Source organism: Pararhizobium sp. P1_E7, from assembly GCF_056405855.1.
The window spans coordinates 1-11,023 of sequence record NZ_JBFUBH010000081.1 but is presented as its reverse complement, the minus strand read 5'-3'; the positions used below and the strand labels follow the sequence as shown (position 1 = coordinate 11,023).

The following is an 11,023-nucleotide window of genomic DNA, read 5'->3' as shown; positions in this document are numbered from 1 at the left end:
CCAGTATACTGTACGACGCTGATAAATTCCCCTGAAGCCCTCAAGGCCATCGAAAACGCAACACCCGACGTCACGCTCGTCATTGGCTGGTCGCAGATCTGCAAAGCTCCCTTTCGCGCTATAGCGCGCATCGGCAGCGTCGGTTTTCACCCGGCCGCATTGCCGCGATTGCGCGGACGAGGCGTCATTCCCTGGACCATCCTGCTTGGCGAAAAGACAGCAGGCTCCACACTGTTCTGGCTCGACGAGGGCACAGATTCCGGCCCCGTTCTCCTGCAGAATATCTTCCACATTGCAGCCGACGAGACGGCACGCAGCCTCTATCTCAAACATATGCATAACATTGAAGAGATGGTCCCGGAAGCGATGCGGCGGCTTGAGAGAGGCGATGCCCCGAGGATCGAGCAGGACCACAGCCAGGCGTCCTATTGCGCGAAACGCACGCCGGAAGATGGCCTGATCGATTGGCGCCTGCCCGCTTCCCAGATACTCACGCTCATTCGAGCCGTCGGCGATCCATATCCCGGCGCTTACACGCACTGCAACGGGCTCAAACTTCACATTGACACGGCTGCGCCCGCTGCAGAAACACCCCGCTRTATCGGCGTTACCGGTCAGGTACAGGCACACACTCCGGACGGCTTTGTCGTCATGTGCGGTGACGGACTGTGTATCGAGGCCCGTCATTGGCGATCGCAGAACGGCAAGCCGCCGCCGGTGCATTGCAAGCTGGTTCCCCTTCCATAGAAGCTTTCAAAAGCTGATGAATTTCGGGCGTAAATTCGCTGCCCCTTGCCTCTCCTTTCGGCACTTAGCCCGAGCGTCATTCGCGCGTTCGACCCGGCATGCCGGGCGCTGCACAGCTGTCGGTGATCTTGCCTGATCGCCGCTTCAGGCAAGTAAGCTTAATTAAAAATGAAGAATTTAGTGAAATAACAAACAAGCATCGGAAACTTCGATGCTTGGTAAACGAATGCTTAATGAACAGCGTACATCCAAGGTGAACTGATGGCGTATTCGAGGACATTGCTGCCGTTGATGGCGATACTGCTGAGCAGCTGCGTCGCCGGCCCCGACCATCAGGCACCGGAAACTGCCTTGCCTTCGAAATATTCCGAAGCAAAGGCGCAGGAAATCGGCGATGTCAGATTCAACCGTTGGTGGGAGAGTTTTCACGACAAGCACCTGACGGCACTGGTCGAGCAAGGCACGTCACAAAACCTTGACGTACTTCAGGCAATGGAACGCATCCAAGCGGCTCAAGCCAATGTCATCGCAGCCGGGGCCGGTCGATTGCCGCAGGTAGACGCGGGCGCAGACGCAACGGTCGCCGGCACCGACGGATCGTTCCTTCGCAAAGGGACTTCCACGAAAACGGCCTCCGCCAATATCGGCGCCTCATGGCTTCTCGATCTCTTTGGAGAGTACCGGCGCTCGGTTGAATCGGCAAACGCCTCGCTCGACGCTGCCTATGACGATGTTGGGGTGGCAAGGCTTGCCTATCTTTCCGATCTGGCGGCGTCCTACATAGACGCCCGGTTCTACCAGGAGGCCTTGGTCCAAACGCGGATAAGCCTTGCATCCCGCCGAGAGACACTGAAACTGACGGAAGACACACGCAAGGCCGGCTCGGCATCAAACCTTGACGTTGTTCAGGCGGAAGGTCTGGTCAACCAGACACTTGCCGAACTCCCGCCCCTCGAAGCAGGATTTCATCAGGCCGCGAACCATGTGGCGACGGTCCTCGGGCTGCCTGCAGCCAGCATCACCGACAGCCTTGTCAAAGGTGCCACACAACCCGTTGCCCGCTATTCCACAAAAACAGGCGTGCCCGCGGATCTGATCCGCAACCGCCCGGATATTCGCAAGGCCGAACGTCTCCTGGCCGCAGCAACAGCCGATATCGGTGTTGCCGAGGCCCAACTCTATCCGAGCATTACGCTTGACGGCACGATCAGCGCCGGTCGCCTCGTCACCAACACGGCATCCGGCGGGCTGACGGGCTGGTCGTTCGGCCCGGCGATCAATGTGCCGATCTTCAACGGAGGCGCGCTCAAGGCTAACGTGGAAATAGCCAAGTCGGCGTCGGCGCAGCAATATCTTGCCTGGAAACAAACAGTCCTGAACGCGGTCGAGGAAGTGGAAAATGCGCTTGTCGCCTTGCACCGGGACGCCCAAACGGCAGCAGCGCAAAGAAGAGTTGTTCAGTCCTACGAGCAAGCACTTTCTCTCGCGCGCGAAACCTACCGGGGCGGCGCAACGACGCTCCTCGACGTGCTTGACGCCGAACGCAATGTCTCGATCGGGCGTCTTTCACTTGCGCAGGCAATACGTAAACTCGCCCTCGATTATGTCGCGCTGAATGTGGCGATCGGCAGCGGTTCTGAAGTGCCCCCCGATACTGCGGCGACACCGCCGGCCAAGAGCTGAACGCGGGAGAACCCGCAGCGCTCGCCTCATTTGGCTCGGTCGATCCCGATGCGCTGGGTCAGCTTTGATGTGACTGAAGATGCTGGCTATTGGGAGCGATTGAAATCGCCGCTGGTTGCCCTGAGAAGGTTTTTGGCTTCCAGTGTCAGATCACGGCTGCAGTATGCCTCGATGCGAGCGATCTCCTCATCGTTCAGATATTCGCGAAAGCCGCCCACGAGCCCTTTTCGCATGCGCATACTTTGAAGGTCTGTGCGGTCGTATTCGTGTGCAGGGATACCCTCGGCGACCTCCATTTCCTGCATCCTCTCAAATTGGCCTGCATCTACGGCCGCTTGAACAACCGCGGGCTTGATCTCGCATCCCAGAAAATTGAGGATCCCCTCGATCTCTTTCACAGGGACGGCCGAAAGGTTCTCGTAGCTCACGATGTGGTGGCGTCTGCCTGAGAGACCGGTGGCCCAGCCGTTAAGATAGGAGATCATTTTGGGCATCCCGTAGTCGGGATCGTCGATGAAATCCGACAGCGAGCCAGAGAAACGCCCCTTATGTCGGGTCGCATGAAAATAGCCTGACACAAGAACATCCCTCGGATCGCGCACCATGACAATGATCGGCAGTTTATCCGGGAGCTGTGACCTGGCTTCGTGGCTGACGACCACCATGGGCATCTTGCCAGCCGCACCCTGGGATATAAAGGCGGGAATTCCACGCACCGCATCCAGGTCGAAATTCGGCACAAGCGCAAACATGTTATGCAAGTTCGTCTTGTCGTTCTTTCCAAAGGCCGCCGAAAAATAAAACGACAATATATAGCGCAGCCAAGTTCGTCCGGATTTTGGAAAAGAAACCAGACAGGCGTCTGCTTTTTCTGCGTATCTGGAGAGAGTAGCGTCCCTGCGCATCCTGCGCAAAAACCTCCAGAAGTATCGCAATGTTTCGTATGGCTCGGTTAACCCCTTCCAAATTCCGTGTAGTTTCTTTCCACTGGAATCATATGAAACGGGCATCATGGATGGAACCCTTATTGATCGGCAAAAACCAGATCCGCAATCGGTAACTTTTATACTTTCATTCTGCAGAATAAGAATTTGGAAAACCGCAATGGGCGGCTGTCCGCTGGATTGAGGCGAAATTTTTAGTTTTTAGAGAAATTGTATATTTCCGAATTCTCTGGATCAGACCATGCGGATGCTGAATTCCAGCATTTTAGATATTACTCAATGTGCAAAATGCCCACAAGCGATAATTTCAGCAATCGCGGCCGCCGCCTGAATGAGCCCCAGGTCAATTTTGCCGCGGGCTGGGGAAGTGCCACCTTACAAAAGAACTTCCTTGCGAATTTTCTCATGCTCAAGCTTCACCGTGGAAGCCCCGAATTTTTGATGGACAACGGCCTGACCGGCTTTCCTGCGCGCGTCAATTACGTCTGGACGTGCGTGGATCAACTCTACGACAGCTTGTGCAACCGAGCTGGGTGTCGTTTCCGTTAGGAGGATTGCATTGTTGCTATTTGCGTAACCTGGTACTCCGCCGACAGKCGCCAATATCGCCGGAATCCCCTTCCACAGCGCCTCCAGCGCAACAAAACAAAGTCCCTCATGTTTGCTCGTCAAGAGGAAGCAATTCACATTCGGCTGATCGTACCAGTTGCCTATAAAACCGGGAAAGAACACCTGATCGCGTACACCCAGATTTTGGGAACGCTCCAGCAGCGCATCTTTTAAATGACCTTCGCCGCAAATATGAAGCTCAACATAAACCTCCCGTTTTTTTAGTACCGAGACCGCCTCGATTGCCACCACATGATTTTTGACGTGCGTAAACCGTCCGGCCATCACGATCCGAAGCTTGGAATAATCCGAAATGGCTTCAAGCTCAGGGGGAGCGCCGAAAGATATTAGCGGCACCACATAGTGACGAAGTGGTTTCCTCAAATAGTATTTCGCCAATGCCGAGCGGGCGGTTTCGATACAATCGAAGAACGCCACATCCACAAGCGGCGAGGTAGCCAAAAACAGGTACTTATAGGTCAGCTTCGTGAGTTTTGTATTGTGTTCGAACGAAATGATCGTGCGAACTCGACACAAGGATCCAACAATCCTGCCAATTATATTGGCTTGAGGCAATGAGAGGATCATAATATCGGGCGCTTTGCTGCGGACCAGCTGGAGCAACCGGACGCTTGCAACAGCCATGCTGTACAAGGACGGCTTTTTCCTGGAGACCAGCACTGTTGTATGAACGTTCAACAGATTGAGCTCGTCCAGAAGTTCGCCGCTTCCCGCGACAAGAGAAATTACGTACAGAATACAGCCATCATAAAAGCCGCTTTCAATCAGCTTCCTCAGACCGATCTCAGCACCGCCGCGGTTCAACGCTGTGATTACGTAGAAGATCGTCTTCAATATCCACCTCTGTTGACGCGCCACGTCCACCTGGTGAGGAACAGTTTCGGAAGTCGAAATAACAAAACAGTAATTCTAACGTTTGCGATAAGCAAATCGTAACGATTCTCGTTCTATTGCGAAAATTATTTGAGAATTATTTGATCTCTAATAAAATCATTGCACGTGCGCTGTGCGAGAGGAGCTTGATGGGGACATCGCTGGTATTCTCGCTGACGATAGTCTATCACACGTGTAATTCACCGGTAAAGCCGTGGTTGAGCAAGGCACAAGCTACGTTGCCAGCGGTGCGTTATTTCCGGCAATCGCATTGCAACCTTCAATATGCCTAAGTTGGGTTCTCAAGCTGCTACGGCTGGCGATTAAATTGAAGGGCGCGGCTAACGCGCAGGCAGCGAAGCGGTTCGACGCTCGCCCTTCCCGCTCTCCGGCTTGCAGTACCGCCGCCCCCGACAACGATGCCCTCATCGCCGGGTCCGTTCCAAGCGATCCCTGAATCAAACCTGCCAAGTAGCCACAACGCTTACCGAGATCGCGGCTTCCTTCAGCTTTTCGAAGTCTATTGCTGCTCGAGGAAAGAGGGTGTAGCTTGACGCAATTAGACGTTCAAGTCTTCTTTGGGGAGCTGAAGTAGTGACGTCGTCATCGGCACCGAATTCTACCTTTCCACAACTGGAAGTTCATGCAGGAGCGACGCCGCTCGGCCTCGAATTACCGACGGTAGTCCGGTTCTATCAACAGATGATGCTGATCCGCCTCGTCGAGGAGCGCTTGCTCGATCTCTTTTCCCAGGGTCTTCTGTTCGGCACGACACACACTTCGATCGGCCAGGAGGCAAATGCCGTAGGCGTGGTGAACGCGCTCGACCGGGACCGGGACATCATTTGGAGCAATCATCGCTGCCATGGTCATTTCATTGCCTATTCGGGTGAGGTTGAACGGCTGATCGCCGAGATCATGGGGCGCGTAACCGGCGTTTGCGGCGGACGCGGCGGCAGCCAGCACCTGTGCTTCCGAAACTTCCACTCAAATGGCATTCAGGGAGGCACAACGCCCGTTGCCGTCGGCACCGCATTGGCGCGCAAGGATGAAGGCGCTGTGGCCGTCGCATTCCTTGGCGACGGAACGATGGGCGAGGGAGCAGTATACGAGAGCTTGAACCTCGCGTCCGTTTTCGGCGCGCCCGTTGTCTTTGTGATCGAGGACAACGAAATCGCCCAAACGACCCCAAAAGCTCTGACCGTCTCCGGTTCGATCGTCGCCCGGGCCGAACCGTTCGGCATCCGCACATTTGCCTATGACGGCAACGATCCCGTCGAGATATTTGAACTTGCCCGGGAAGCCGTAGGCTATGCCCGCGCCGAATCCCGCCCCTGCTGGCTCTATTTGCGGACCGAGCGAATAGGTCCGCATAGCAAGGGTGACGACACGCGAYCGGCCCTGCGTCTGGAACAAGCGCGGGCTCGGGACCCCATCCCTCCCATGCGGYGGCGGGTGGCGAACTTCGAGGCAATCGACACCTTCTGCCGGTCCGTTGTGGACCGTGCCGTGGAATCTGCGGCCTCGGCTCCTCTGGCGCGAGGTTGACCCATGCGCGTCGTCGAATCGATCAATCGCGCACTCCACGATCTCATGGAAATGGATTCCCGCCTGGTCATCCTGGGCGAGGATATTCTCGATCCCTATGGTGGGGCGTTCAAGGTCACCAAGGGTCTTTCGTCCGCCTATCAGGATCGGGTCTGGACCACGCCGATTAGCGAGGGTGGCATCGTCGGTATGGCCGCAGGCCTCGCCCTCAAGGGCCGGCCCGCGATTGTCGAACTGATGTTCGGAGACTTCATTGCCCTGGCTGCAGACCAGATCATCAACCACGCAGCCAAGTTCCGCTGGATGTACAACGATCAGGTTGAGGTTCCCGTCATTATCCGTGCTCCCATGGGCGGGCGGCGCGGCTACGGACCGACACACTCGCAAAGTCTGGAGAAGCATTTTTGCGGCGTGCCCGGCCTTACCGTGCTGGCCACGCATGAATATGCTGATCCGGGTGCGTTGCTGCACCGGGCTTTTGCTGCCCGATCCCCTCACCTGATCATCGAAAACAAGGTCATGTATGCCAGGCCTGTGCTGGGCGCTGCAGCACTTCCCCGCCCGCCGGATGCCGACATCGTCATCGTGACCTATGGCGGTTGTGTCGAGCACGCCGTTGCCGCTGCAGCCAAACTCGCTGCAGAGGAGGAAATCGCGACCTCCGTGGTGGCCGTCGAACAGCTATCCCCCTTTCCTTATGAGGATGTCCGAAGCCAGGTCGGCAATTGCACCCGCGTGGTCGCGGTGGAGGAAGGCTCTCCCGGCTGGGGCTTTGGGTCGGAGTGTGCGCGCGCGCTGATCGGCCGGGTCAAGTACTTCACCGCATTGGCCGGGCCGGACCACCCGATCCCATCGAGCCGTGAATGGGAGGACGATGTGCTGCCGGGCGTCAACGCCATCCAGGCGGCTTGCCTCGATCTTTTCAGGAAGGGTTAAGCTTTCATGAGCGTGCTTGTTGAAGCCCCACGGGTTAATGCCAACGAGGACCACCTTCAACTCATCGACATTCGGGCCGTTCAGGGCGAGCGGGTAGAGCAAGGGGTTATTCTTTTTGTCCTTGAGACCACGAAGGCTGCTGTCGAGGTTCATGCCCCGGAGCCTGGGGTTGTCGGCCGGATTGACGTCAAGGTTGGCGACTTTATCCCTGTCGGCGCAGTGTTATGCGAACTTCTCGGCGAAAATGCAGACGCTGGGTCCGGAATACCTGGTGCCGGCAATGCCGCAAGCAAGGAGATCGCGATAACGGCCAAGGCTCGCAAGATCGCGTCCGAGCTCGGGATCGACCTTGCGGATGTCAGTCCCTTCGACGGCCGCATCGGCGAAGCCGAGGTGCGCGCGGCGGCCAGCCGCCAATCCGGCACCAAGGAGATCGGATCCGGGACGTTCCGGTCTGCCGTGCCTTCCGGGTCTGCGCGGCGGGCGGTTATCATCGGCGGCGGCGGCCACGCCGCCTGCCTGATCGATGCGCTCGAAGGCTCGGGATACGAGATCCTCGGCTGTACCGATCAGGCGTTGCCGGTCGGCCACCACGTCTGCGGCGGTATTACGGTGATCGGCACGGAGGAATGCCTGGAGCGTTTGATTGCCGAGGGAGCGCCTTACGCCTTCATCGGCATAGGGGGTGCCCAATCAAGCGAGCCAAGGCGGGCGATGTTTGAACGCGCCTCGGCCATCGGCTTCGTCCTACCGCCGGTGATCCACCCGTCCGCGACCGTTTCCAAGGCGGCGACAATAGGACATGGTTGCCATGTTCTGGCCGGCGCAACGATCGGACCGCGCTGCGCGATCGGCAACAACGTCATTGTCAATCAGGGCAGTATCGTGTGCCATGACAGTATCGTGCAGGATCACGCGCACCTGACACCGGGCGCGATCCTGGCCGGTGGGGTGAGCGTCGGGCCGATGACAGTCGTGGGGATGGGGGCAACAGTGCTGCTGGGGGTCCGGATCGGCGCCGATTGCCTGATCCACAACGGCGCGCATATCAGCGCCAATGTCGGGGACGACATCATCATTGACGCTCAGGGGCGCCGGCATCTTCGCTAGAACATTTCATGGTTCGGCAAAGACCATCCGGCATTTGTTGGTTGCATTGTTTGAATTGGTGGCCGGAGGGACAGGCAACTCCAATCTGCTCGCGGTGCCTGGTGCAAGGCTTGTATATTTATTTCAGTTTAATTAGTATGCATTAATATTTAAAATTAAACTTCAAATGCTACGCGACCACGCACAGGGGCTTAGATGGCTAATCCGCGCAGGGCGAGAGGCGGCAATCCGTTGGTGCTTTTAGCGACCGACGCCATGGCTTGGACCTTTGTTATTCTTGTTGCAATTCTATTCGTGGCCAATACGCGGCACGGCATCGGCGTGTTGCCCGATACGACGCGCTACATGCAGATTGTCAGCACTCCCTATGATGCGCCTCTCTATCCCTGGATTCTGAGTGCGGGGCATCTGCTTGGGCTTGAACTGGAGCATGTCGCGCTCATCGCGGCGTTTGTCTTATATATAGCAAATACACTTCTCGTCCTTCACCTGTTCCGATATGCGCTACCGGCCCAGCCGCTGTTCGTCGCCATCGGAACCCTTCTGATCATCATCTGCCCGACCTACCTGTGGGCAAACACGATAGCGATGTCAGAATCGCTCTTCCTGGCACTCCTGCTACTGTCGGTAGCCTTTTTTCTATCCTATCTGGACAGGCAGGATCGGCGGTCACTCACAGCATCCTCCTTGTCGGTTGGCATGGCCATGCTCGCTCGTTTTGTCGCTCCGCCGATCGGCGCGTCGTTTGCGGCTATCATCCTTTTCTACAACCGCCAGCGAACATTGACCGAGCGCGTCATCGACGTAGCCATGCTTTTCTTGCTAAGCGCAGGGATATTCGCCATCTGGGCTGTGGGCAGCAAGCTGCTTGTCGGCCGCGCCGTTGGCCGCCAGTTGTCGTTCTACGGCAATGCGGACAGTGATCGCTGGCTAGGCGGATTGTCGGCACTCGCGAGCTTCCTGCTTCCGTCCCAGGTCCCGCAGTTTATTCGCCTCGCATTGCTTTTGACGGTGGTAGGTATCGCAGTCTTCGTCATTTTGGGGGCGGCATGGCGCAACTGGGGTCAGGCGCAGCCGTTGCGGCAGGACGTACTTATTCTCGTCTTTGGCTTCTTCAATTTCTTCTATCTTGCTTTCATCATTCTCTCTGTCCTGATCGAAGCGAATCTGCAGCTCAACAACCGCTATTCCCTGCCCTTTTACGTTGGCCTCGTGTTCGTGCTGGTCATTGCAGCGGCGAGTTTCAGCGGTCGCTTGAGCCGGGCTCCGGTCCAGCGCGGCTTCGTGATTACAGGCCTGGCAATCCTCCTGGCGGTCAACGTACTTCGGAGCGCCGTACAAACGGCGGAGGCCTACGACGAAGGCATTGGCTTTCAAAGTCTCACCTGGAAGACGTCGCCGACGGTTACGGCTGTTCGTGCTTTACCCGGCAACGCAATCGTCTTTACCAACGGCTCCGACGTGTTGAATTTCCTGACGGGACGCAGGACAGATTGGATACCGGCTCACAGCCAGCGGCGCACCGGACTGGAAAGCGAGGAAAATCCGTTCGAGGACCAGGTCCGGCGGCTTCGGCAGGCTTTGGTGGAACAGAACGCCTATGTTGTATTCTTCGATGCCATTGACTGGCGTTTTTATTACGCAAGCGAGGACGAGCTTGTGAAGCTGGCCGATCTCAAGCTCGTCCAGTCAGAAGCGGACGGCCGCATCTATCAGGGTGACATTACAGCCGACGGAAAATTGCAGTCTTCAAACTGAACGTTTGGTTCCAGACGAAGGGGGGACGGTCCATGCCTACGCATCAGAAGAGCATTCCAGTCGTTGGCAACGTGCAAACGGCGCCGCAGGGGCGATTAACGGACTACCTTTCGCTTGCCCGGTTCGATCATGTGACTAAACATGTCTTCGTTCTGCCTGGCCTTGTTCTCGCCTACGCATTGCAGTCGCCGGCTCTTCCGGCGCTCTACTTCAATGTGCCGGTGGGCCTCTTGAGCGCCATCTGCATTGCGTCGGCGAACTACGTCATCAACGAATGGCTCGATCGGGAACACGACGCGGCCCACCCCACCAAGTCGATGCGCCGTGCCGTGGTCGTCGCCCTGCGGCCGGGTATTGTCTATGGCGAATATTTCCTGTTCGCGATCACCGGACTTGTCCTCGGTTATCTCATCGGAACACTTTTCTTTCTCACCTCGATAGCGTTTCTCGCATCCGGCATCCTCTACAACGTTCGTCCGATGCGCGTGAAGGACAAGCCCTACCTCGACGTCCTGATGGAATGCCTGAACAATCCCATCCGGTTTCTATTGGGATGGGCGATCGTTGATGGCGTGACATTGCCACCTGTCAGCGTGCTCGTGGCCTATTGGATGGCAGGCGCATTCCTTATGGCGGCAAAGCGGCTGGGCGAATATCGGGACATTTCCGCGACGGCCGGCGTGGCGGTGCTCAGCAAATACCGGCGCTCCTTCCATTATTATTCCGAGGAGAGCCTGATGGTCTCCTGCTTCGTCTACGCGATGATGACTGCTTTCCTGAGCGGAGTATTCCTG

The 11,023-nt window shown here is 56.9% G+C and carries 9 protein-coding genes; 7 read left to right on the top strand and 2 right to left on the bottom strand.

Translation table 11 applies throughout. From position 1 onward, the window contains the following. Both AC1D17_RS25750 and AC1D17_RS25745 read left to right on the top strand, forming a co-directional pair. Positions 1–747, top strand: a 747-nt coding sequence (locus AC1D17_RS25750; RefSeq protein WP_477568125.1) for a methionyl-tRNA formyltransferase, incomplete at its 5' end; no start/stop codon positions are given. A 261-nt stretch (positions 748–1,008) separates the two neighbouring features. Continuing rightward, entirely contained in the window at positions 1,009–2,430 is a 1,422-nt protein-coding gene (locus tag AC1D17_RS25745; protein ID WP_477568124.1) for an efflux transporter outer membrane subunit, read from the top strand. 86 nt (positions 2,431–2,516) lie between these two features. On the opposite strand, the gene AC1D17_RS25740 is transcribed toward AC1D17_RS25745, so the two are convergent. Both AC1D17_RS25740 and AC1D17_RS25735 read right to left on the bottom strand, forming a co-directional pair. Then, a complete protein-coding gene (locus AC1D17_RS25740; RefSeq protein WP_477568123.1) occupies positions 2,517–3,335 on the bottom strand; it encodes a sulfotransferase domain-containing protein in 819 nt (272 codons plus the stop codon). 414 nt (positions 3,336–3,749) lie between these two features. Then, positions 3,750–4,838: a glycosyltransferase gene (locus AC1D17_RS25735; RefSeq protein WP_477568122.1), complete on the bottom strand. Its 1,089-nt coding sequence runs from the start codon at positions 4,836–4,838 to the stop codon at positions 3,750–3,752. Positions 4,839–5,471: 633 nt separating this feature from the next. Here AC1D17_RS25735 and AC1D17_RS25730 point away from each other — a divergent pair. From AC1D17_RS25730 to AC1D17_RS25710, 5 genes are all read left to right on the top strand, one after another. Continuing rightward, positions 5,472–6,425 (top strand): thiamine pyrophosphate-dependent dehydrogenase E1 component subunit alpha, encoded by a 954-nt coding sequence (locus AC1D17_RS25730; RefSeq protein WP_477568121.1) that lies wholly within the window; start codon positions 5,472–5,474, stop codon positions 6,423–6,425. 3 nt (positions 6,426–6,428) lie between these two features. Beyond that, the gene (locus AC1D17_RS25725) at positions 6,429–7,361 is read left to right on the top strand and encodes an alpha-ketoacid dehydrogenase subunit beta (RefSeq protein WP_477568120.1); all 933 of its coding nucleotides are present in this window, start codon (positions 6,429–6,431) and stop codon (positions 7,359–7,361) included. A gap of 6 nt (positions 7,362–7,367) precedes the next feature. Next, the gene (locus AC1D17_RS25720) at positions 7,368–8,471 is read left to right on the top strand and encodes a NeuD/PglB/VioB family sugar acetyltransferase (protein ID WP_477568119.1); all 1,104 of its coding nucleotides are present in this window, start codon (positions 7,368–7,370) and stop codon (positions 8,469–8,471) included. Between the two features lie 195 nt (positions 8,472–8,666). Continuing rightward, on the top strand, positions 8,667–10,229 hold the full coding sequence (locus AC1D17_RS25715) for a glycosyltransferase family 39 protein (protein WP_477568118.1): 1,563 nt from the start codon (positions 8,667–8,669) through the stop codon (positions 10,227–10,229). Between the two features lie 32 nt (positions 10,230–10,261). Then, the coding region (locus AC1D17_RS25710) for a UbiA family prenyltransferase (protein ID WP_477568117.1) at positions 10,262–11,023 on the top strand (762 nt) is incomplete at its 3' end.

What these genes read in the sequence shown, in the direction of transcription:
- AC1D17_RS25745 (WP_477568124.1), top strand. Translation starts at nt 1,009, where the DNA reads ATGGCGTATTCGAGGACATTGCTGCCGTTGATGGCGATACTGCTGAGC.
- AC1D17_RS25740 (WP_477568123.1), bottom strand. Translation starts at nt 3,335, where the DNA reads ATGCGCAGGGACGCTACTCTCTCCAGATACGCAGAAAAAGCAGACGCC.
- AC1D17_RS25725 (WP_477568120.1), top strand. Translation starts at nt 6,429, where the DNA reads ATGCGCGTCGTCGAATCGATCAATCGCGCACTCCACGATCTCATGGAA.
- AC1D17_RS25720 (WP_477568119.1), top strand. Translation starts at nt 7,368, where the DNA reads ATGAGCGTGCTTGTTGAAGCCCCACGGGTTAATGCCAACGAGGACCAC.
- AC1D17_RS25715 (WP_477568118.1), top strand. Translation starts at nt 8,667, where the DNA reads ATGGCTAATCCGCGCAGGGCGAGAGGCGGCAATCCGTTGGTGCTTTTA.